Source organism: Kribbella sp. NBC_01510 (assembly GCF_045040325.1).
Taxonomy (GTDB): Bacteria; Actinomycetota; Actinomycetes; order Propionibacteriales; family Kribbellaceae; genus Kribbella.
This window is the reverse complement of record NZ_CP109418.1, coordinates 7886716-7907835: the sequence shown is the minus strand read 5'-3', so window position 1 is coordinate 7907835 and position 21120 is coordinate 7886716. Positions and strand designations below refer to the sequence as shown.

19 protein-coding genes are annotated in these 21120 nt (G+C 68.6%); 13 read left to right on the top strand and 6 right to left on the bottom strand.

Features of this window, described 5'->3' with window-relative positions:
- The 5 genes from OG558_RS38675 to OG558_RS38655 all read right to left on the bottom strand — a co-directional run bounded on the left by OG558_RS38675 (nucleotide 1) and on the right by OG558_RS38655 (nucleotide 4867).
- The gene (locus OG558_RS38675; RefSeq protein WP_405067449.1) at nucleotides 1–1551 is read right to left on the bottom strand and encodes an extracellular solute-binding protein; all 1551 of its coding nucleotides are present in this window, start codon (nucleotides 1549–1551) and stop codon (nucleotides 1–3) included.
- Nucleotides 1548–2171, bottom strand: a complete 624-nt coding sequence (locus OG558_RS38670) for a YesL family protein (protein WP_405067448.1) — start codon at nucleotides 2169–2171, stop codon at nucleotides 1548–1550. The genes OG558_RS38675 and OG558_RS38670 overlap by 4 nt, the downstream gene beginning before the upstream one ends.
- A 131-nt stretch (nucleotides 2172–2302) precedes the next feature.
- Nucleotides 2303–2932 carry a DUF1961 family protein gene (locus OG558_RS38665; RefSeq protein ID WP_405067447.1) on the bottom strand — a complete coding sequence of 210 codons (630 nt, stop codon included), beginning with the start codon at nucleotides 2930–2932 and terminating at the stop codon, nucleotides 2303–2305.
- The gene (locus OG558_RS38660; protein ID WP_405067446.1) at nucleotides 2932–3969 is read right to left on the bottom strand and encodes a LacI family DNA-binding transcriptional regulator; all 1038 of its coding nucleotides are present in this window, start codon (nucleotides 3967–3969) and stop codon (nucleotides 2932–2934) included. The genes OG558_RS38665 and OG558_RS38660 overlap by 1 nt, the downstream gene beginning before the upstream one ends.
- Nucleotides 3970–4366: 397 nt before the next feature.
- Nucleotides 4367–4867, bottom strand: coding sequence for a GNAT family N-acetyltransferase (locus OG558_RS38655; RefSeq protein WP_405067445.1), 501 nt, complete (start codon nucleotides 4865–4867; stop codon nucleotides 4367–4369).
- Between the two features lie 308 nt (nucleotides 4868–5175).
- Here OG558_RS38655 and OG558_RS38650 point away from each other — a divergent pair, with 308 nt between their 5' ends.
- The 13 genes from OG558_RS38650 to OG558_RS38590 all read left to right on the top strand — a co-directional run bounded on the left by OG558_RS38650 (nucleotide 5176) and on the right by OG558_RS38590 (nucleotide 20098).
- Nucleotides 5176–7059, top strand: a complete 1884-nt coding sequence (locus tag OG558_RS38650; protein WP_405067444.1) for a hypothetical protein — start codon at nucleotides 5176–5178, stop codon at nucleotides 7057–7059.
- 781 nt (nucleotides 7060–7840) lie between these two features.
- Complete coding sequence (locus OG558_RS38645) at nucleotides 7841–8308, top strand: hotdog fold domain-containing protein (RefSeq protein WP_405067443.1); 468 nt, start codon at nucleotides 7841–7843, stop codon at nucleotides 8306–8308.
- Nucleotides 8309–8318: 10 nt separating this feature from the next.
- Nucleotides 8319–9491, top strand: a complete 1173-nt coding sequence (eis, locus tag OG558_RS38640; protein ID WP_405067442.1) for an enhanced intracellular survival protein Eis — start codon at nucleotides 8319–8321, stop codon at nucleotides 9489–9491.
- Between the two features lie 71 nt (nucleotides 9492–9562).
- Complete coding sequence (ruvC, locus tag OG558_RS38635) at nucleotides 9563–10159, top strand: crossover junction endodeoxyribonuclease RuvC (protein ID WP_405067441.1); 597 nt, start codon at nucleotides 9563–9565, stop codon at nucleotides 10157–10159.
- Nucleotides 10156–10758 (top strand): Holliday junction branch migration protein RuvA, encoded by a 603-nt coding sequence (gene ruvA / locus OG558_RS38630; RefSeq protein ID WP_329476161.1) that lies wholly within the window; start codon nucleotides 10156–10158, stop codon nucleotides 10756–10758. The genes ruvC and ruvA overlap by 4 nt, the downstream gene beginning before the upstream one ends.
- Before the next feature lie 3 nt (nucleotides 10759–10761).
- Nucleotides 10762–11814, top strand: coding sequence for a Holliday junction branch migration DNA helicase RuvB (gene ruvB, locus OG558_RS38625; protein ID WP_405067440.1), 1053 nt, complete (start codon nucleotides 10762–10764; stop codon nucleotides 11812–11814).
- A 225-nt stretch (nucleotides 11815–12039) separates the two neighbouring features.
- A complete protein-coding gene (gene yajC / locus OG558_RS38620; protein ID WP_405067439.1) occupies nucleotides 12040–12474 on the top strand; it encodes a preprotein translocase subunit YajC in 435 nt (144 codons plus the stop codon).
- 123 nt (nucleotides 12475–12597) lie between these two features.
- Complete coding sequence (gene secD / locus OG558_RS38615; protein ID WP_405072272.1) at nucleotides 12598–14298, top strand: protein translocase subunit SecD; 1701 nt, start codon at nucleotides 12598–12600, stop codon at nucleotides 14296–14298.
- A complete protein-coding gene (gene secF / locus OG558_RS38610; protein WP_405067438.1) occupies nucleotides 14298–15497 on the top strand; it encodes a protein translocase subunit SecF in 1200 nt (399 codons plus the stop codon). The genes secD and secF overlap by 1 nt, the downstream gene beginning before the upstream one ends.
- Nucleotides 15497–16036 (top strand): adenine phosphoribosyltransferase, encoded by a 540-nt coding sequence (locus OG558_RS38605; protein ID WP_329484905.1) that lies wholly within the window; start codon nucleotides 15497–15499, stop codon nucleotides 16034–16036. The genes secF and OG558_RS38605 overlap by 1 nt, the downstream gene beginning before the upstream one ends.
- 284 nt (nucleotides 16037–16320) lie before the next feature.
- Nucleotides 16321–18519 (top strand): bifunctional (p)ppGpp synthetase/guanosine-3',5'-bis(diphosphate) 3'-pyrophosphohydrolase, encoded by a 2199-nt coding sequence (locus OG558_RS38600; protein ID WP_329484906.1) that lies wholly within the window; start codon nucleotides 16321–16323, stop codon nucleotides 18517–18519.
- Between the two features lie 40 nt (nucleotides 18520–18559).
- Nucleotides 18560–19132 (top strand): GrpB family protein, encoded by a 573-nt coding sequence (locus tag OG558_RS38595; protein WP_405067437.1) that lies wholly within the window; start codon nucleotides 18560–18562, stop codon nucleotides 19130–19132.
- Nucleotides 19133–19441: 309 nt separating this feature from the next.
- Nucleotides 19442–20098: a hypothetical protein gene (locus OG558_RS38590; RefSeq protein WP_405067436.1), complete on the top strand. Its 657-nt coding sequence runs from the start codon at nucleotides 19442–19444 to the stop codon at nucleotides 20096–20098.
- A 3-nt stretch (nucleotides 20099–20101) separates the two neighbouring features.
- Here OG558_RS38590 and OG558_RS38585 read toward each other — a convergent pair whose 3' ends face one another.
- Complete coding sequence (locus tag OG558_RS38585; protein WP_405067435.1) at nucleotides 20102–21001, bottom strand: hypothetical protein; 900 nt, start codon at nucleotides 20999–21001, stop codon at nucleotides 20102–20104.
- Between the last annotated feature and the right edge of the window lie 119 nt (nucleotides 21002–21120).

The following is a 21120-nucleotide window of genomic DNA, read 5'->3' as shown; positions in this document are numbered from 1 at the left end:
TCAGCCGCCGGCCTTGGCTGCCAGGTCGTTGACCTCCTGGACGATCTGCGTGCCGCCACCGTCGTACCAGCGCTTGATCTGCGCCTTCAGCTGGTCTTCGGTGATCGCACCGGACAGGTACTTGATCCGGGCGTCCGGGATGATCGTGTCCAGGGTCTGGCCCTTCGCCACCGCGGTGGGCGCGATCACGCTGAGGGCCGGGTTGAAGACCGCGGTCTTCAGGTCCTCGTTCATCAGCACGTCGAACTTCGCCCGCATCGCCCGGCTGGCCTCGTCACTCGGCCGCAACGCGTACGCACCAAGCCCGACTGAGGCGCGCGTACCGAGCTGGATGAAGCCCTTGTCCACGTCGTTCTGGATCGCCTTGACCTTCGGGTCGTCCTGGTTGATCGGTACGGCGTACTGCCCGTCGGACTTGAAGTTGCGGCCCTCGATCCCGTTGGTGAGCAAGATCGAGCCCTCCTTGGACTCGAGCTTGTCCAGCGTCTGCAGCACCTGGTCGAGCTGCTCCTCGGTCCGGATGTGCTGCTTGGAGATCGCCATCACCATGTTGTAGCCGGTGAACGGGTAGGAGAACTTCTGGCCGTCGGAGCGCTTCAGGTTCCCGACCAGGGTGACCTTGTCGAAGTCCTTCGGGTTCTTCTCCTTGAACAGGTCGAGCAGCTGCGTGGCCCGAACGTTCACGTCGATGATCATGCCGCCCTTGCCCTGCACGAACGGGTCGTTCCAGTTCGCGCTGTCCAGGGTGGCGAAGTCCGGGTTGACCAGGCCTTCCTGCACCCACTTGCGCAGCCACTCGTTGGCGGTCAGGAACTCGGGGGTGTCGAAGCCCGGGACCAGCTTGCCGTCGCGCTCACCCCACCCGTTCGGGGCGCCGAACCAGGTCTCTACGACGTCGTACGGGCTTGCGCTGGCGTAGTTGCCGGGCCACTTCGGGATGATCAGGCCGTAGGTGTCCTTCTTGCCGTTGCCGTCCGGGTCCTGGTCGGTGAACGCCTTGGCGATCGTGTAGAGGTCGTCGACGGTCTGCGGTTCCTTCAGGCCGAGCTTGGCCAGCCAGTCCTTGCGGATCACGATGCCGGAGCGCAGCAGCGGGCGGACCCGGTAGATGCCGTAGGTCTTGCCGTTGGTCATCGAGTTCTTCGCGGTCTGCTCGTTGGCCGGCTTGAGGTTCGGGTACTTGTCGAGCTTGCCGGTCAGATCCCAGAACGCGCCGGCCTCGGCGGCCTTGACGAACGAGGGGCTCTTCTCGTTCGCGACCATCACGTCCGGGATCTTGTCCGAGGCGAGCGTGACGTTCGACTTGTCGCCGTACTCGGCGTTCGGCACCCAGGTGATCTTGAGCTTCTTGCCGATCAGCTTCTCGACAGCCTGCTGCAGCTCGCCGCCCGGGTCTGGCGCGGTGCCGAACAACGGCACCATCACGGTGAGCTCGCTGCTGGCCGCCTGGCCTTCTTTGCTGTCGCCGCCGCCACCGGAGCAGGCGGAGGCGAGCAGTGCCGTCGACAGGGCGACGGTGACGGCGAGGCGCCGTCGGGAGAGGATGGTCATGAGTTCCCTTTCAGGTGCAGGCGCGCCTCGTTCTCGGCGAAGAAGCGCAGGCAGAGCCAGGTGTTGAGCTGGATCCAGCCGCCGCCGGCCAGCACGATCCCGAGCACCGGGAACTTGGCTGACACGTAGGCGATGGACACCGCGACGAAGAGCAGGACCAGCGACGACGCCGGCCGCGCGAGGGCGACCAACGATGCCTTGGGCAACAACTCGCGGACCCGGAGGTCGTAGTGCACGGCCATCGGGAGCAGATAGGCGGCGATCACCCCGAGTGCGACCAGGGCGACGAGGCTGATCAGCCGCGGGAGTGACGCCTTCGCGCCCAGCGACGCGAAGTACAGGTAGTTGCCGATCAGGAGGACGGCGGCCGCGACGAGCGGGAGCACCACGAGCGAGCCGCGGCGGAACTCCCGGCGGACCGCGATGCGGAAGGCAGGCAGTGCATGAAACGATTCACCGAAAGACCTGCGTCTGGCCAGGGAATACGCTGCGAGCGTGGCCGGGCCGATACCCAGCGCGACACCGCCGAGCAGGGTGCAGAGGATCCAGAGCGCGTTCAGCTTGATCGCCCAGACGACCTCATCCGTTGCGTTGTAGAGCTTGATGGACCAGCCACTCATGCTGCCTGCCTAGGTGTTTCGGGCGAAAAGTGATGTGACCATATAGTTGAATCGTCTCAACGTCAACGCTTCGGAAAGCGTTTGTCAGGGAGTGGTCACGGGGAGCCGGATCGAGTGCTGGGAGAAGCTGCTCAGGCCGGGCGAATCCGCAGATTCGCGTACTCGCCGATCAGCGGCGCCATCTGGCGGAAGCCGATCTTGCCGCCGGTCAGCGGCTGGTCGTCGTACCACCGGAAGCTGATCAGCTCGTTGACTGCGAACGTGATCAGGCCGCGGTCGACGGAAAGCCTCAGTTTGTAAGGACCTTGGGCGTCCTCGACGCCCGGGATCGGATCGGCGCCCTGCGCGACGAGGTGGAAGCCGTGGCTTTTGCGCAGGTTGCAGGTGTGGAAGGCACGTTCGGCCGGCCAGCGGCGGCGGAAGTACGAGACGTGGTACGTATCCAGGTCGCCGTGGTGGTACTGCTCGTACGGGCCGGTGCGCGGACTCAGCTCGAAGAGGTCCTCGCCGCTGCGGCCCTTCGCGTGGAAGAACAGGATGCACAGGCCGGGCTCGCGGATGGGCCAGAAGTCCCACTCCACGGTGATATCCGGCGGGAAGTCGTCGGGACACCAGAGCACCACGTTGGCGTCCTGGCCGTCCTCGGCCGGGCGCACGCTCTCCAGGCGAAGCCGGCCGAGCGGGAACGAGACGGCGCCGTCGCCTTCCATCCGGAAGCCGGCGAGATCGTCCGACGATGCCAGTGGGTTCTCGTACAGCATCAGCGGCGGGTGTGGTCGCTGGACTCGCGGACGATCAGATCCGGCTGGAAGATGACCTGCCGATGGCGGTGCCGGTCGGCCGCCTCGACCTCCTCCTGCAGCAGTTCCATCGCGGACCGGCCGAGCAACTCGGCCGGCTGCCGCACCGACGACAGCGGTACGGCGGCTGCCCGCGCGAAGTCGATGTCGTCGTACCCGACGATCGCCATGTCCTCCGGCACTCGCAGGCCGGCGACGGACATCGCCTGCAGGAAGCCCAAGGCGAGCAGGTCATTGGCGAGGAAGGCCGCGGTCGGGCGTGATTGCGCGGGCATCGTGGCGATCTGCTCGCCGATCGCGCGGCCCTCGACCACGCCCATCACCTCGACTTCGTAGTACTGGAGCTCGACGTTGTCCACCTGTGCGACGGTTGCGGTGATGCCGGCCATTCGGTCGGACACCTGCTGCATGGTGAAAGGCCCACCGATAAAGGCGATCCGGCGATGGCCGGCCTCGATCAGATGGTTCCCGGCGAGGCGTCCGCCGAGCTGGTCGTCGACGCTCACCGAACACAGTCCGCGGTCCGCGGCACGGTCCACCAGGACGACCGGCGTACCGCGCGCGACCAGTGCGGTCAGGCGGGGATCGGTGCTGTCGAACGGCGTGATCAGTATGCCGAGGACGCGCTGCTGCTCGAGCTGGTCGAGGTGATGCCCTTCGCGCACCGGGTCTGTCTTGCTGTTGCAGAGCATCACCACGGTGTCGTGTTCATAGGCCAGCGCTTCGGCACCTTCGGCGAGATCCGTGAAGAACGGGTTCGCGACGTCGAGTACAACCAGTCCGACAGTCCGGCTCCGTCCCGCCCGCAGGTGCCGGGCCGCCTCGTTCCGCACGAACCCGAGCGCCCGGATGCTGTCCTGCACCCGCTGCCTCGTCGCCGGCGCGACGATCCACGGCCGATTGAGCACATTGCTGACAGTGCCCACCGAAACCCCGGCCCGATGCGCAACCTCCTTGATGCTGGGCGTCGCCATCGTCCCCCGTCCAGCAGCCGTCACCGTCCGCCGCAGTCTATCCAGCCCTAATTGAATCGTCTAAATGCGCCCCGAGTACGCCGGGGAGACGGCTTCGTGGCGGCTGACTGGCCCGGGGAGGCGAGTCCGGACGGCATGCAGTACCTGCTCGGCCAGGCCAGAGGGATGCCGACCGCGCGCGTGATGACGTGCGTGAGTACGTGCTGGAGCATCTGAGCGACGAGGTCACTCGGCCGATCGACCAGCAGTTCTTGCGTGGCAGATCCGGCAGCAGGCCCCAGCACCAAGTCCCGTACCCGGCGACGGGGCTCCACCCGCGTGAACCGGCCCGCTATCCGGGCCTAGGACCTCGAAGGACTCCTGCCAGCGGGCAGCGGTGGCCGCAGCCTTCCCGCGGCAAGTCCACCAGCAAGATCACGCACTACGGCTGGACTCCTAGGTCACGCTGATACCAGGTGCCTTGCTTACCACCGAGGTCGGCCGGGTTGGCCGGGCCAACCGAGACGAACCCAGCCTTGGCCAGCACCTTCTGGGACGCGACATTCTCGCGGGAGGTGGCCGCGCGCAGTGTGCGCAGCCCGTGCCGCGCCGCCGCCAGCCGGCACAGCTCCTGGACGGTCGCGGTCGCCACGCCGCGGCCGGCGACGTTCTGCGCAACCCGGTAACCGAGTTTGGCAGTGCCGTCTTCGAGGTCGTACAGGTTGAACCGGCCCAGAACCGAGCCATCCCCGGCGACGAGCACGTAGAACGCGCAGATGCCGGCCTCTTGCTCAGCCAGCAAGGCCTTGTGCCGGTCGGTGAACTGCTCGTAGAACTCGTCGCCGCGGTCGGAGATCGAGGTAGCGAAGTAGGCGCGGTTGGCCAGCTCGAAGGCCAAGACCGCCGGGGCATGGCCGGCATTCAGTCGTTTCAACTCGGGCACCACCCGACTCTACCCAGATGGTGCGCTGAGGCCACCTGAGTTTTCCAGCGGCAGGCAGCCCCAGGATCAGGGCACATGACGGTCTACGACTGGAGTACTAACCCACTGGACGTCTGATTCACACCGGCTCCGCTGAACCGCGAGCCTCACCTGTCGGTGCCAACTCCTGAGATGCATCGTCGGCTGTGAGGTCGTCGTATATCCCTTCGACCCCGCCGTCTCGATGTGATGTTTTCCCTTGTGGATAAGGGCTTTCGGGGCCTCGCCGGATTTGCGGCAGCCTGATGGCGGTGCGTAGAATCGCACACATGTTCGAAGGAGATCTGGCGACGCTGACGACGGCCGACCTGCTGGCCTCGGCCGCCGACCACGACGCCGAGGCCCGGCGGGTCGATGCGCGGCGCCTGGAACATGCCCAGGTCTATGCCGATCGTTTCCATCCTGACGCGTGCCCGGTCCGGCCGGGCCGGCGTGCCTGCGACGGCCGGGAACGGGCGGTGGTGCTGGGTGGTGACGGGTGCCCGGAGATCCTGGAGTTCGCGGTCGCCGAGTTCGCAGTGATCCTCGGGATCTCCCCGCGGGTCGCCGCCAACTACCTGGGGCAGGCGCTGGCGCTGCGGCACCGGTTCCCCTTCACCTGGGCCAGAGTCCAGGCCGGCGACGCGACACCCTGGAAGGCCTGCCGCATCGTCGCCGACTGCGCGAAACTGACCCAGGACGCCGCCGCCTACGTCGACCAACGCATCGCGCGACTCATCGACTCCATCACCCCGTACCGGCTGAACAAGATCGTCCAGGCCGCCAAGATGCACGCCGATCCTGATTTGGCGCGGGCCGAGGCCGCCGAGACGGCCCGCGAACGGGGTGTGTTCGTCGGCCGATCCACCGAGCACGGCACCAAGACGATGTACATCAAGGCCGCCGCCGGTGCAGTGATCCGGAACAAGGCGACCCTCGACGCGATCGCCGAGGCGCTGAAGACCTTCGGCGACACCCGGTCGGTCCAATACCGGCGCGCGGACGCGGTCGGGATCCTCGCCGACCCCCGCTACACCCAAGAACTCCTCACCCAAGCCCGCCACCACCACCTCCACCTCCACAGCACCACCGACACAGCGCCGGACGCCACCGCACACGACAACACCGCTCCACCCACCACCGGAACCCCGGGCACCACCGCGGGCACCACCAAGCCCGGCGCCACCAAGCCGGGCGCGACCGTTCCGAGCACTAGCGCTCCGGGCGCCGCGAGAGGCGGGACCGCTCAGGGCAGCACCGCTCGGGACAGCACCGCTCGGGACAGCACCGCTCCGGACAGCACCGCTCCGGACACCGCCGCTCCGGACACCGTGGACCCCGAGGTAGACCCGCACGACGTCCGGGCGAGCGTCCGCGACGAGCCCCGCCCGGACGACGAGGCCGACCGCGACGCACCCCACCCCAGTAGCAGCGCCCTGCCCGACCCCCTCGACACCCCCGACACCGTGCCGATCGAACCCTTCGACCCCTCCGACCCCGGCCTACACCTCGACCCCGACGACGGCGAACCCCTGAACGCAGCCGCACGCCGCGCCCTGCACGCGCGCCTGGCACAGATCAAACACGACGCCTACACCACCCACGCCACTCGAACCGGCGCCGACCGCGCCGATAGTCCCGACCGGACCCGCGGACGGGTACGTCCGGGCCAGACCCAGATCTATGTCCACCTCACCGACCACACCCTGGCCACCGGCACCGGGGTCCTGCGCGCCGAAGCCATCGGGCCGCTGCTCGCCGACCAGTTGGCCGACCTCATCGGCCACGGCCCGTACACCGTGAAGCCGGTCATCGACCTGAACGATGCCGTCAGCGTGGACGCCTACGAGATCCCCGACCGGATCCGCGAACGCGTCAAACTCACCCACCCGGTCGAGCTGTTCCCGTTCGGCACCCAAGAGACCCACCGCGGCATGGACCTGGACCACCTCCAGCCCTACGACCCCCTCGGCCCACCGGGTCAGACCAGCACCACCAACCTCGCACCGCTCGGCCGGTACGGCCACCGGGTCAAAACCCACGCCCACGGCTGGACCGTCCACCGCCTCGACCACCAGACCCTCGAATGGACCACACCCCACGGCTTCACCTTCCAGGTGGCCCCCACCGGCACCATCAGAGTCAATCGTCCCCGAAGCGAATACCCGACCTAACCACCCTGCTCGTTCCGGCGCTTGACCGTTGCCTGTCTTCGACACCACACGACTGCGCCGACACTCCCGGCCATCTCGGCGTGTGAAGAGATATCGCCAGCCGGTGAAAGTCGCCGCCTCCGGGAGGTCGCCCGTCTCTGGAAAAGCTCGCTGCCTCTCGGCGGCCGTTCCCCGGGTGCCTTCGGCAGCGCAGATACGGCAACGGTGGCGGCGTGCACTGGTAACACCTCGGAGCCTACGGCGAAGGCGAACCCGTCGCGGTCAACGCAGACCCCGAGAAGCAGATAGAGCACGGGCGCAGCCGGCCGATGCATCGTCCTCTGGTGGTTGTTCTGGTCCCGACAGACGCAGGTGTGGCGGATGGGCGCATCCTTCGTCTGCACCAAGGCAACAAGGAGGCCCGCCATAATCCCGAGGGCATCGACCGGTCACATGGTGTGAACGATCGGGTTGGCGAGGTTGGTCGGCTGCACCACCGCTCAGGGTGCGAACCGAGCGTGCAGCTGGATTCGTCCCGCGGGTCATCGGCAAGCAGATGGTGATGTGTCGCCCCGGCCTGCTGCGGTCCAGCCTCATCCTGCTGCGCCTATGAGCGACCCTCGCAGATCAGATCCAGTTCCCCCGTGGCTGCGTCGCCGCAGGCAGTTGTCTCGCCGATTGCGTCCGGTCGTCTTGGCGCTGCGCGACTGCCGCCGGAGGCGGCCGAAAGACTGGCGCCGCGAAGCGGGGTCCTTTAGGCAGATTCTCTCGACGAAAAGTGACTCGTAGGTAACATGAGCGCATGGCGACGCAGGTGTTGGGGATGTGGGAGCGGTTGCGGGTCGTGCCCGGTGGGGAGCGGGTGTTTTCGCGGGCGTTCACGTGGCGGGCGCCGTACTTCCGGTCGATCCGGCCGCGGTTCGTGCAGGTGAGTCCGAACTATGCGGCGCTGGTGCTGCCGAAGCGGCGGGCGGTGCAGAACCACATCGGGACCGTGCATGCGATTGCCGTGTGCAACGGTTTGGAGGCGGCCATGGGGGCGTTGGCGGAGGCGACGGTTCCGCGCGGCAAGCGGTGGCTGCCGAAGGGGATGGAGGTCGCCTACCTGGCCAAGTCCACCTCCGACCTGACCTGCTCCGCCGAGACGGATCCGGGTGCGTGGACCGCGGGTCCCGACGTACCCGTGAAGGTCAAGGCCACTCGCGACGACGGCACGGTGGTTGTGGAAGGCACGATCCACCTGTGGGTGACGGACCGGCCCGCGTCGTAGGGTCGACGGCGTGACTGATGCGCTGCGGTTGGTGGACCTCACCGAAGACCACCTCGAGGACGTGTTGCGGGTCCGGAGGCAGTCGTTCGGGGCCTTGGGGTCGGGGGCCCGGGACGAGTGGTGGAAGTACGCCGTCAAGTTCCTCGAGGACGGCCGGTACGTCGGGGTCGCCGACGGGGACGAGGTGGTCGCGGCGGCTCGGTTCTGGGACTTCGAGCAATGGTGGGGCGGCCGGCGGGTCCCGATGGCCGGTGTGGCCGGTGTGGTCGTGGCACCGGAGTACCGCGGGCGTGGTGTCGGCAGCAAGTTGATGCGTGGGGTGCTGCGGCGCGCGGCCGAGAAGGGCTTCCCGCTGTCCGGGCTGTATCCGGCGACCACGGTGATCTATCGGCACCTCGGCTACGAGTTCGGCGGCTCGCGGTACAAGTTCTCCTTCCAGTCCGCGGATCTGCGCCGGCTCGGCGGCAAGGACGTCAGCATCCGGAGGGCCGGTCCCGACGACGCCGAGCGGTTCCGTGAGGTGGCGAGCCGGGTCAACGAGTCCCGGCGGGCGAACGGTCCGCTGATCTGGCCGCTCGACGAGATCGAGGAGTGGCTCGCGGACGAGGACAACACCGCGTTCCTCGCCGAGGACGGTTTCGTTCTGTACAACTGGGCGGGGGACGAGGAGTTGGGGATCGAGGAGCTGATCGCCGGCTCGGAGCGGACCGCTCGGGCGTTGTGGGCGACGGTCGGTTCGGGGTCGTCGACCGCGAAGACGGTGCATGCCTACCTGCCGCCGGCCGATCCGATCCACTTCATGGTCGAGACCGAGGCGGCGAAGTCGGCCGAGATCCAGCGGTGGATGCTGCGGCTGCTCGATGCCCCGGCGGCGATCGCGGCCCGCGGGTTCGCGGCGGGCACCGTACTGGAGTTGGACGTGCGCATCGAGGATCCCGACGTGCCGGAGAACAGCGGGGACTGGCATCTGTCGGTGGCTGACGGATCCGGGCAACTGACGAAGGCGCAGTCGTCGGGGGACGCAATCGGGGTGGGGCCGCGCGGATTGGCTGCTTTGTACGCCGGTACGTCGCTCGCCGCGCTGCGGGGAGCGGGATTGCTTCAGGGTGGATCGGTGGCCGCGGATCCAGCCATCGAGGCCGCCTTCGCGGGGCCGACACCGTACATGCTCGACTACTTCTGATCCGGCGCGTCGATTTCCGGCTGTCCGGGACCGCCGACTAGGGTTGTCGAACAAACGTTCGGAGGTGGTCCATGCGCGTGCTCGGCGTCGACCCGGGGCTCACCCGGTGCGGCCTCGGCATCGTCGAGGGCACCCCGGGCAAGCCGCCGACGCTGGTCGCCGTCGGGGTGATCCGGACGCCTTCCGACCTGGACGTGGCCAAGCGGCTGGTCCGGATCGAGGCCGAGCTGGAGGAGTGGATCACCAAGCATCGGCCGGATGCGGTAGCGGTCGAGCGGGTGTTCGCGCAGCAGAACGTCCGCACGGTGATGGGTACGGCGCAGGCGTCCGGAGTGGCCATGGTCGTCGCGGCCCGGCGCGGTCTGCCGGTCGCGTTGCATACGCCCAGTGAGGTCAAGGCCGCCGTCACCGGATCGGGACGCGCGGACAAGGAGCAGGTGACCACGATGGTCACCCGGATTCTCAAGCTGGCCGAGCGCCCGACGCCCGCTGACGCAGCCGATGCGCTGGCGCTGGCGATCTGTCACGTCTGGCGTGGTGGCGTGACGAGCAAGTTGCAGGAAGCGGCCGCGAGCCGGACGAACCTCGAGGCCCTGGCGCAGGCGCAGTCCCGTCTGCAGCTGGCCAGGTTGCGGGCCGCGGTGGCAGCACAGGAAGGCAGGAGATGATCGCGTTCGTGCGGGGGCCGGTGGCGGCCATCGGGGTGGACAGTGCCGTGATCGAGGTCGGGGGCGTGGGCCTGCAGGTGTTCTGCCATCCCGGCACGCTGGCGGGCCTGCGGCCGGGGCAGGAGGCCCGGGTCGCGACCTCGATGGTCGTGCGGGAGGACTCGCTGACGTTGTACGGGTTCTCGGACGACGACGAGAAGGATCTGTTCGAGCTGCTGCAGACGGCGTCCGGAGTCGGGCCGAAGCTGGCGCAGGCCGCGCTGGCTGTGCTGAGCCCGGACCAGCTGCGACAGGCCGTCGCGACCGAGAATCTCGCCGTACTGGTGAAAGTTCCCGGCATCGGCAAGAAGGGCGCGCAGCGCATCGTGCTGGAGCTCAAGGACAAGATCGGTGCGCCGTCGAAGACGGTCACCGGCCGTCCGCTGCAGGCGCAGGAGGCCTGGCGTGACCAGGTGCACGCCGGTCTGGTCGGCCTCGGCTGGTCGGCCCGGGACGCGGAGGATGCCGTCACCGCGGTCTCGCCGCTCGCCGCCGACAACCCGAACCCGTCCGTCCCCGATCTGCTCCGCGCCGCGCTGCGCGTGCTCTCGAAGGCGTAATCCATGGAGGACAACGTCCGGCCGCTCGTGTCCGCGGACGCGGTGGATCTCGAGGAACGCAAGATCGAGTCCGCGCTGCGGCCGCGCACTTTGGCCGAGTTCGGCGGGCAGCGCCGGGTCAGCGAGCAGCTCGAGCTGGTCCTGCACGCCGCCCGCGGACGCAACCGGGCTCCGGATCACGTCCTGCTGTCCGGCCCGCCCGGGCTCGGTAAGACCACGCTGGCGATGATCATCGCCAGCGAGCTGTCCGCGCCACTGCGAGTGACCAGTGGTCCGGCGATCCAGCACGCCGGCGACCTGGCCGCGATCCTGTCCGGGCTCAGCGAGGGCGAAGTGCTGTTCCTCGACGAGATCCACCGGATGTCGCGGCCCGCCGAAGAGCTGCTCTACATGGCGATGGAGGACTTCCGGGTCGACGTGATCGTCGGCAAGGGGCCGGGCGCGACCGCGATCCCGCTGGAGATCCCGCCGTTCACGCTGGTCGGCGCGACCACGCGCGCCGGGTTGCTGCCGGGGCCGCTGCGGGACCGGTTCGGGTTCACCGGTCACCTGGAGTTCTACGAGGCCGCCGAGCTGGAGAAGATCGTGAACCGGTCGGCCGCGCTGCTCGAGGTCGACATCACCCCGGAGGCCGCGGCCGAGATCGCGTCCCGGTCCCGCGGTACGCCGCGGATCGCGAACCGGCTGCTTCGCCGGGTCCGCGACTACGCGGAGGTACGGGCCGATGGCATCGTGACGCTCGCGCTGTCGAAAGCGGCGCTGGAGCTGTACGAGGTGGACAAGATGGGCCTGGACCGGCTCGACCGGTCCGTTCTGGACGCGCTGTGCCGCCGATTCGGCGGGGGACCGGTGGGTCTTTCCACGTTGGCGGTTGCGGTCGGCGAAGAACGTGAGACCGTGGAGGAAGTGGCCGAGCCATTCCTGGTCCGGTCCGGTTATCTGGCCCGTACGCCGCGCGGCCGCGTCGCCACGCCCGCGGCCTGGCGGCACATCGGGCTCAAGGTCCCGAAGGGCGCCACCTTCGCGGACACTCTGTTCGACACCGACGACGACTGAAGGAGTTCGACCCAGACTGACACCGAGGGAACGTCCGTGGGTGCCGGTACGTAGACACTGCGTAGCGAGTAACTCAAACGTGACCCGGTGTCATGAGGTACTTGTTGCCGCTCAGGGTTAGACTCCCCGATGGCCTGACCTCAGGCCATTCCGCTGCGACCTGCGCGCTTGAGCAGAGCGTGCCGGACGCCCGTACTCCCGATCGACGAAGGATTCTGAGACCCGATGCAACTCCTCGCCGTACCGATGGCCTCTTCCGGCGGCTCCGGCATCACGCTGCTGCTGCCGCTGATCCTGATTGTCGGGATGATCTGGTTCATGAGCCGCACGCAGCGTAAGCAGCGCAGCCGGCAGGCAGAGACGGTGGCCGCGCTCACCCCCGGCACCAAGGTGATCACCACCAGCGGTCTGGTCGGCATCGTCGAAGAGACCGACGACGAGTACGTGACCCTGGAGATCTCCGAGGGCGTGCTGGTGCAGGTGGTCAAGGCCGCGGTCGGCCGGGTCATCCCGGACGACGACGGCGTCGACGACGCGGACGAGCCGGTGATCGACGGGACCGCCAAGGACACCGTCGACGTACCGCACGCCGGCAAGGACAAGGCCGACGGCAAGGTGCAGGACGCGCCGAAGCTGCCGCCGACGCACACCGAGAACTGATTTCCGTCCCAACGGCCTGCGGCGCGACGCCCGGCGTCCACTCGACGTTGCGGCGCGCCCAGAAGCACAAAGGTTGAATCTGACGTGGCAACGACGACGACATCCAGGCCCTGGCGGAACTTGATCGCCCTGGCGGTCATCGTGGTCCTGCTGTTCGGGATCATGGCGCTGACCAACACCTGGAAGCCCAAGCTCGGCCTGGACCTGCGCGGTGGCACCACCATCACGCTGACCGCGAAGCCGGTGGCAGGCAGCGGCTCGGTGACCGCCGATCAGCTGAACGAGGCGAAGAACATCATCTCGCAGCGGGTCAACGGCGCGGGTGTCGCGGAGGCCGACATCACGACCTCCGGCGGCAACCACATCAACGTGGCCGTCCCGGGCGCCACGCAGGACGCGCTGGTGAAGCAGGTCGGCCAGACCGCGCTGCTCTACTTCCGGATCGTGTACGACGCCCAGGCGCTCGCGCCGGCGGCGACACCGACGCCGGCCCCGACCGGGACGCCGAAGCCGAGCACGACGCCGAAGCCCAGTACGACGGTGAAGCCCAGCACCACGGTCAAGCCGAGCACCACCCCGAAGGGCCGGGCCTGGACCAGTGCGCTCGGTGAAGCCACGCCGACTCCGAAGCCGAGCACGACGCCGACCGCCAAGCCGAGTACGCCGGCCGCCACACCGTCGGCGCCCGCAACGAACACCGGCGACCCATTGACCTACACCCCGGACGCGGCGACGCAGGCGGCGTTCGCGGCGTTCAAGTGCGGTGACCCGCAGACCCAGGACCCGAGCCTGCCGCAGTTCTCCTGCGATCGCAACAAGCAGTACAAGTACCTGCTCGGCCCGGCGATCCTCAGGGGTACCGACCTGGCCGATGCCAGCGCGGGCATCCCGCAGGGCGGCTTCCAGTGGCAGGTGAACCTGAAGTTCACCGGTGAGGGCGGCGACAAGTTCCTCAAGGCCACCACGAACATCTCCCAGCGCGGCCAGGGCCAGAACCTGTTCGCGATCGTGCTCGACGGGGTGACGATCTCGACGCCGAGCGTGGAGAACCCGATCCCAGGTGGCCAGGCGCAGATCACCGGCACGTTCACCGAGGCCGAGGCGCGCGACCTGGCGAACGTGCTGAAGTACGGCGCCCTGCCGGTCTCGTTCGACATCTCCTCGGTCGAGACCGTGTCGCCGCAGCTCGGTGGCGACCAGCTGACCGCGGGCATCTGGGCCGGCATCATCGGCCTCATCCTGGTCGTCGCGTTCTGCTTCCTGTACTACCGGGGGCTGGGGATCGTCGTGGTGGCGTCGCTGGGGATCGCGGGCATCCTGGTGTACCAGCTCGTCTGTCTGCTCGGCCACGCGATCGGGTTCACCCTGACCCTGGCCGGCATCGCCGGTCTGATCGTGGCGGTCGGTATCACCGCGGACTCGTTCATCATCTACTTCGAACGACTCCGCGACGAGGTCCGTGAGGGCCGCAGCCTGCGCTCCTCGGTGGAGACCGGGTGGGCCCGGGCCAAGCACACCATCATCGCGGCCGACTCGATCTCGCTGCTCGCCGCGGCGGTGCTCTACGTCCTGGCGATCGGCAGTGTGAAGGGCTTCGCGTTCACGCTCGGCCTGACCACGCTGCTCGACCTGCTGATCGTCTTCATGTTCACCAAGCCGCTGATGACGCTGCTGGCCAGGACCGAGTTCTTCGGTCACGGCCACAAGCTGTCCGGTCTGGATCCCGAACATCTCGGTGTCGAGCGGCTGCCGGGCCAGACGAAACCGTCGGCCCGGCCTGCCAAGCCGTCGTCGAGGCCCAAGCCGGTTGGAGGGGAGGTCTGATGTCGAAGCTCGGACAGCTGGGTGCCAAGCTGCACCGCGGTGAGGTCTCGTACGACTTCATCGGTCATCGCAAGCTCTGGTTCGGCATCTCCCTGGCCCTGATCGTCGTGTCGCTGGTCGGCCTGTTCGCCCGGGGCCTGGCGCTCGGCATCGAGTTCAAGGGCGGCGTCGAGTACCAGGCGAACGTCAAGGTCACCAGTAGCACCGTCGACGACTTCACGAGCGTGGTGAAGGCGACCAATGCCAAGGACCTCGGCGACCCGGTCGTGACCACCATCGGCTCCGACAAGGTGCGGGTGCAGACCAAGCCGCTGGCGCAGGACGACATCGCGAAGGTCCGGGCCGCGATCGCCAAGCAGGCCGGGATCCCGATCGAGCAGGTGACGTCACAGCAGATCGGCGCGTCCTGGGGCAAGCAGATCGCGGACAAGGCGATCTGGGCGCTGGTTGTGTTCCTCGGCCTGGTGTTCCTGGTGATCTGGGCCTACTTCCGAGAACCCAAGGCCTCAGCGGCCGCGATCATCGCGCTGATCCACGACGTGACGATCACGGTCGGCGTGTACGCGTTGGTCGGTTTCGACGTCACACCGGCCACGGTGATCGGCGTACTGACGATCCTCGGTTACTCGCTGTACGACACCGTCGTCGTGTTCGACAAGATCCGGGAGAACACCCGGGGCATCACCGGGAACAACCGGTACACCTACTCCGAGGCGACCAACCTGGCCGTCAACCAGACCGTCGTACGGTCGATCAACACCACGGTGACCGCGTTGCTGCCGATCGCCTCGATCCTCGTCGTCGGCACCGTGGTGCTGGGGACCGGTCCGCTGAAGGACTTGTCGCTGGCGCTGTTCGTCGGTGTCGCGGTCGGTGCGTACTCGTCGATCTTCATCGCGCCGGCACTGCTCGCGACCTTCAAGGAGCGCGAGCCGGGCATGCAGGCACTGCACCGCCGGGTCATGGCCAGGCGGGCCCAGGCGGCGAGCGCGGCTGCTCCGGTCGCGGTGGCGCCCGCGGGTGCTGCTGCGGGTGCGGGTGCGGGTGCGGCCGCCGCGCGGTCCGTCCAGCAGGACACGCCGCGCAAGAAGGACCGGCCGGCAGGTACGGCGCCGACGCCCGCGGCACGCCCGATGAAGGCGACTGCGGCCGGCCGGCCGCAGCCGACGCGCAAGCCGCGGTCGAAGCGCGGCAAGTGATGCGGTCGCTCGAGCAGGTCCTGACCGACGGCATCCGCGACATCCCGGACTACCCGCAGGCGGGGGTGGTGTTCAAGGACATCACCCCGCTGCTGGCCGACCACAGCGGGTTCGCCCAGGTGGTCGAGGCGCTGGCCGCCTCCGGGAAGGACGACGACGGGAACCCGGTGGTCGACAAGGTGGTCGGGATCGAGGCGCGCGGCTTCATCCTGGCCGCCCCGGTCGCGCTCGCCCTCGGCGCCGGGTTCGTGCCGGTGCGGAAGAAGGGCAAGTTGCCGGCTGCGACGTACGAGGAGTCGTACGCGCTGGAGTACGGCGAGGCGACCATCGAGGTGCACCAGGACGCGTTCGCGCCGGGGGAGCGGGTGCTCGTGATCGACGACGTCCTCGCCACCGGCGGCACGGTCGAGGCGTGTCTGCGGCTGATCCGGCGCTGCGGCGCCGAGGTGCTGGGGACGACGGTTCTGCTGGAACTCTCCTTCCTGCCGGGCCGCAAACGCCTCGCCGACGAGCAGTTGACCGCCCTCGTCACGGTGTGAATCAGTCGCCCTACCCGGCGTGTTGTCCACAGGGTGTTTCTGCCTCGTTGGCCGTCGCCCCCTAGACTGGTGGTCTGTCGGCGGAGGGACACAACGTGGGCGAAGACCCGGCGATGACGTCGGCGGTGCCGAACGTGGTACCGCAGGAGCCCCCGCGCGCGCCCATACCCGTGCGCCCGGCGCCCGTGTCGCCGCCCGCCGCCCAACCGCCCCGGCTTGCGCCCGCCCGCGTTCGCGCCCGGCTCGCCCGCCTCGGCGGCACCAGGCACCCGAACCGCGCGCCGATGCTCGAGCCGCTGTTCCGGGTCGTCCGTGCGACCCACCCGAAGGCCGACCTCGGCATGATCGAGCGCGCCTACCGGACCGCGGAGAAGTACCACACCGGCCAGCTCCGCAAGAGCGGTGACGCATACATCACGCACCCGCTCGCGGTCGCCACCATCCTGGCCGAGCTCGGTATGACGGCGCCGACCCTGTGCGCCGCGCTCCTGCACGACACCGTCGAGGACACGCCGTACACGGTCGCGGACCTGACTCGCGACTTCGGCGAAGAGATCGCCATGCTCGTCGACGGCGTCACCAAGCTCGACAAGGTCAAGTACGGCGAGTCCGCGCAGGCCGAGACCATCCGCAAGATGGTCGTCGCGATGGCCAAGGACATCCGGGTGCTGGTGATCAAGCTCGCCGACCGGCTGCACAACATGCGCACGCTCGGCTTCCTGCGGCAGGAGAAGCAGGAGCGGATCGCCCGCGAGACCCTCGAGATCTACGCCCCGTTGGCCCACCGGCTGGGTATGAACACGATCAAGTGGGAGCTCGAGGACCTGTCCTTCTCGACCCTGCACCCGAAGGTGTACGACGAGATCGTCCGGCTGGTCGCCGAGCGCGCGCCGTCCCGGGACGAATACCTCGCCTCGGTCATCGACCAGGTGCACGAGGACCTGCGCGGAGCCAAGGTGAAGGCGACCGTCACCGGCCGGCCGAAGCACTACTACTCGATCTACCAGAAGATGATCGTCCGCGGCCGCGAGTTCGGCGACATCTACGACCTGGTCGGCATCCGCGTGCTGGTCGAGTCGGTCCGGGACTGCTACGCCGCGCTCGGCATACTGCACGCGCGGTGGAACCCGGTGCCCGGCCGGTTCAAGGACTACATCGCGATGCCGAAATTCAACATGTACCAGTCGCTGCACACCACCGTGATCGGCCCGCAGGGCAAGCCGGTGGAGCTGCAGATCCGGTCGTTCTCGATGCACCGCCGGGCGGAGTACGGCATCGCCGCGCACTGGAAGTACAAGGAGGACCCGACGACCGCCGCGCCGGACGTGGCCGGTGCGCCGACCACCGAGATCGGCGGGCCGAACGAGATGCCCTGGGTGCGGCAGCTCGTCGACTGGCAGCGGGAGACCTCCGACCCGTCGGAGTTCCTCGACTCGCTGCGGTTCGAGATCAACAACTCCGAGGTCTACGTCTTCACCCCGCGCGGCGACGTGATGTCGCTGCCGACGGGGTCGTCGCCGGTCGACTTCGCGTACGCGATCCACACCGAGGTCGGGCACCGCTGCATCGGCGCCCGGGTCAACGGCCGGCTCGTGCCGCTGGAGAGCACCCTCGAGAACGGTGACGTCGTCGAGGTCTTCACCTCGAAGGCGCAGGGCGCCGGTCCGTCGCGCGACTGGCTGACGTTCGTCAAGAGCCCGCGCGCGCGGAACAAGATCAAGCACTGGTTCTCCAAGGAGCGCCGCGACGAGGCGATCGAGCACGGCAAGGACGCGATCGCCAAGCAGCTCCGCAAGGAGGGCCTGCCGCTGCAGCGCCTGCTCTCGCATGAGACGCTCACCGCGGTGGCCAACTCGCTGCGCTACCCGGATGTCACCGGTCTGTACGCCGCGGTCGGCGAGAGCCACGTCAGCGCACAGGCCGTCGTACGGCGTCTGATCGAGACGTACGGCGGTGAGGAGGGCGCGGCCGAGGATCTGTCCGAGGGCGTGCGGCTGCCGGCCAGTCGTGAGCGCCGGAAGCGGACGGCTCGCGGCGACGCCGGTGTCATCGTCAAGGGCGCGACGGATGTGCTGTCGAAGCTTGCCCGGTGTTGTACGCCGGTGCCGGGCGACGAGATCATCGGCTGGGTCACGCGGGGCGCCGGGGTTTCGGTGCACCGGGCGGACTGCGCCAACGTGGAGAACCTGCAGACCCAACCGGAGCGCATCGTCGAGGTCGAGTGGGCCCCGACCGCTCAGTCGGTCTTCCTGGTCGCGATCCAGGTCGAGGCACTGGACCGGGCCCGCCTGCTCTCGGACATCACCCGGGTCCTGTCCGACTACCACGTGAACATCCTGTCCGCGGCCCTCACCACCACCCGCGACCGCATCGCCAAGTCCCGCTTCACCTTCGAAATGGGCGACCCCACCCACCTCGGCCACGTCCTGAAGGCCGTCCGCTCCGTCGAAGGCGTCTTCGACGTCTACCGCGTCACGCAATAACTCGGTCGACACCAGGTCCGGTGCTCGGCAAGCTGGTCCGATGCCCTTTCCTGATGAGATCCACGCGTCGGTTTCAGTTGTCGACTATCAGCCGGGGTGGCCGGACGAGTTCGAGCTGATCGCCGGGAGGCTGGCTGCGGCGCTGGGGCATCGGGCGGTGGCGGTGGATCATGTCGGATCCACCTCGGTGCCCGGTCTGCCGGCCAAGGACTGCATCGACGTGCAGGTGCGGACTGCCGACCTGGACGGCGATGGGCTGGTGGAAACGATGGAAGGGCTGGGCTTCCGGCTGAGGCCGGAGCCGTGGAACGTCCTTGAGGTCTCGAGCGGTACGGAGAGCCGCAAGCGTGTCTTCGCGCCACCGGTGGGGGCTCGGTCGTCCAACATCCACTTCCGGATCGCGGGTGGGCCGAACGCTCGGTATGCGTTGCTGTTCCGGGACTACCTGCGGGCCGACGAGGCGGCGCGGATCGGCTGGGGAGCGTTCAAGCAGCGGCTGGCGGTCAGCGTGACCGACTGGGCTGACTACGGGCAGATCAAGGCACGGGCGACGCAGGTGCTGATCGCGGGCGCCGAGCGGTGGGCGCGGGAGACCGGCTGGTCGCCCAGCTGACCTGGCTGCGTTTGAGGGCCGGGGGAGACTGCGAGTATGAGCTCGTCAGGTCGGCTTGGACGTCGCGGACTGCTGGTAGCGGGTGCTGGGTTGCTGGCCGGGTGCAGTGGATCCTCGGCTGACAGTGGGCCGAGCAGTTCGGTTGCCTCGAGTCCGGTGGGGACGCCGAGTGCACCCAGCACGCCAACGGCGTCGACGGCGCCGGCTACACCGAGTGCGTCGGCTTCTACTCCCACGGTCGCGCTGCCTTCGGTGCGGGCGTGGACACCTGGGGCCGGGGAGATCCAGCCGGAGGCCAAGGCTGTGGCGGTGGCGGCTGTGGTGAAGTTGCTGCGGCCGGCTGGGACGTGGTCGGTGGTCGAGGTGATCGACGCGCAGTACGGCGGGATCCTGAGTGACTCGGCGAGTGTGCTGGTGCCGTGCCGGGTGTACACGATCAGCGGTGGGCGTGTGGTCAGCGGTGGTACGACGGTCGACGTACGGCTGAGCAAGTCGCGGGGGAGTTGGCGGGTGACGGCGACGCACCCGGCGCAGCCTGGGGCGCCGGGCGCGCGGTTGTCGGCGGCGGCGCGGCAGGTGCTGGCGAGTGATCGGATCTCGTTGCCGCCGGCATCCGCGGCCGACATCCGGTCGGGGCAGGTGCATGACAGCGTGCTCACCACGATGCTGCAGCTCGCCACGACGTACCGGATCGGGATCAGTGTGGTCCGCTCCGGTCATCCACTGGATGTCTTCGGCACCAACCGGCCGAGCGATCACCCGCGCGGGCGGGCGTTCGACACCTGGCAGATCGATGGTCACCCGGTCGTTGCCCCGAGCACCTCACGGTCGCTGATCACGTCGTACATGCGGGCGGCGGAGTCGCTCGGCTCGTACAACGTCGGCGGGCCCTACCAGCTGTCCGGTGCGGCGTTCTTCTCCGACCAGACCCACCACGACCACGTGCACGCCGGCTTCCAGACGTGAGCGTCAGTCCCACTCCCACGCGATGCCGACGGTGCCGGGATCGGTGGACGGCTCCACGACGTGCGCCCGGCCGTCGGGGGTGAGCATCAGGTCGCGCCGGACGAGGTCGGGACCACTCGTGTGGCGACGGCGGAACTCGTGCACTCGGACCGGCAGAGCGGCCCGGTCGAACTGCACCTCGAGCACGTAGTGGGCCCCACCCCACTCGTTGAACCGCTGATAGTCCATCGCCGGTAGGCCGGTCCGGTCCTCGATGTCGTAGTGCACGATGGCGGTGTCGCCGACTGCGAGCATGCGGTCGAGCAGGAGTTCACCCAGCATCGCGCCGGTGTCAGGATGGCGTGCGATCCGGCCGGTCCGGCAGCCGCTCACCGCGCGCAGGGCGATTTGGTCGACGTTGCAGCCCGGCTCGCCTTGGGCAGCGATGATCAGGCGATCCACCGGTTGTACGGCGATGACACTCTGGGTCACGCGTCTTAGGTGGCCGCTCCGGTGGGGGCCGAGGTGGAGCTCTTCGAGCACGGTCACGTTGCGGAGGCGACCGTGGGCGTCGCGGCGGAGCCGATCGAGCAGCTCGGTCAGGGCCACGGCGTAGTCGACGACGGCGTACGGATGTGTGGAGCAGGCCGGCTCGCTGCGGGCGGGTGGGATGCGGACCGTCAGCCAGCCGGTGGGCAGGTGCAGGAGCTCCTCGAGCGCGGTGATGACGGCCAGCGAGTCGTCGCGAGGGATGCGGCGGCCGCTCTGCCACGTGCTCAGCGTGGCGACCCCGACCTGCAGGCCGCGATCGGCGAGGTGAGTGCGGATCCGGTTCAGGGCGAGGCCGCGGCGCGCGATCGCCTGCCGCAGCGCCTCGGCGAACGACGTCTCAGGAGTCACAGCCGGCACCGACGATTCGATCATGGTGACGCTCCTAGGGAATGGCGGTCCGCGGCTCAGTGTAAACATTCACAGCACAGTCCGGCATCGGCTTGTCACCCGCTGTTCACGGCCGCTTCGCGTTCACAGCGGGCGGTGGCGTC

Excerpts from the sequence above, each read along its gene's own strand:
- ruvA (WP_329476161.1), top strand. The coding sequence starts at position 10,156 with ATGATCGCGTTCGTGCGGGGGCCGGTGGCGGCCATCGGGGTGGACAGT.
- secF (WP_405067438.1), top strand. The coding sequence starts at position 14,298 with ATGTCGAAGCTCGGACAGCTGGGTGCCAAGCTGCACCGCGGTGAGGTC.
- yajC (WP_405067439.1), top strand. The coding sequence starts at position 12,040 with ATGCAACTCCTCGCCGTACCGATGGCCTCTTCCGGCGGCTCCGGCATC.
- OG558_RS38670 (WP_405067448.1), bottom strand. The coding sequence starts at position 2,171 with ATGAGTGGCTGGTCCATCAAGCTCTACAACGCAACGGATGAGGTCGTC.
- OG558_RS38605 (WP_329484905.1), top strand. The coding sequence starts at position 15,497 with ATGCGGTCGCTCGAGCAGGTCCTGACCGACGGCATCCGCGACATCCCG.
- OG558_RS38650 (WP_405067444.1), top strand. The coding sequence starts at position 5,176 with ATGTTCGAAGGAGATCTGGCGACGCTGACGACGGCCGACCTGCTGGCC.
- ruvB (WP_405067440.1), top strand. The coding sequence starts at position 10,762 with ATGGAGGACAACGTCCGGCCGCTCGTGTCCGCGGACGCGGTGGATCTC.
- OG558_RS38665 (WP_405067447.1), bottom strand. The coding sequence starts at position 2,932 with ATGCTGTACGAGAACCCACTGGCATCGTCGGACGATCTCGCCGGCTTC.
- ruvC (WP_405067441.1), top strand. The coding sequence starts at position 9,563 with ATGCGCGTGCTCGGCGTCGACCCGGGGCTCACCCGGTGCGGCCTCGGC.
- OG558_RS38595 (WP_405067437.1), top strand. The coding sequence starts at position 18,560 with ATGCCCTTTCCTGATGAGATCCACGCGTCGGTTTCAGTTGTCGACTAT.
- OG558_RS38675 (WP_405067449.1), bottom strand. The coding sequence starts at position 1,551 with ATGACCATCCTCTCCCGACGGCGCCTCGCCGTCACCGTCGCCCTGTCG.
- OG558_RS38585 (WP_405067435.1), bottom strand. The coding sequence starts at position 21,001 with ATGATCGAATCGTCGGTGCCGGCTGTGACTCCTGAGACGTCGTTCGCC.
- OG558_RS38645 (WP_405067443.1), top strand. The coding sequence starts at position 7,841 with ATGGCGACGCAGGTGTTGGGGATGTGGGAGCGGTTGCGGGTCGTGCCC.
- OG558_RS38600 (WP_329484906.1), top strand. The coding sequence starts at position 16,321 with ATGCTCGAGCCGCTGTTCCGGGTCGTCCGTGCGACCCACCCGAAGGCC.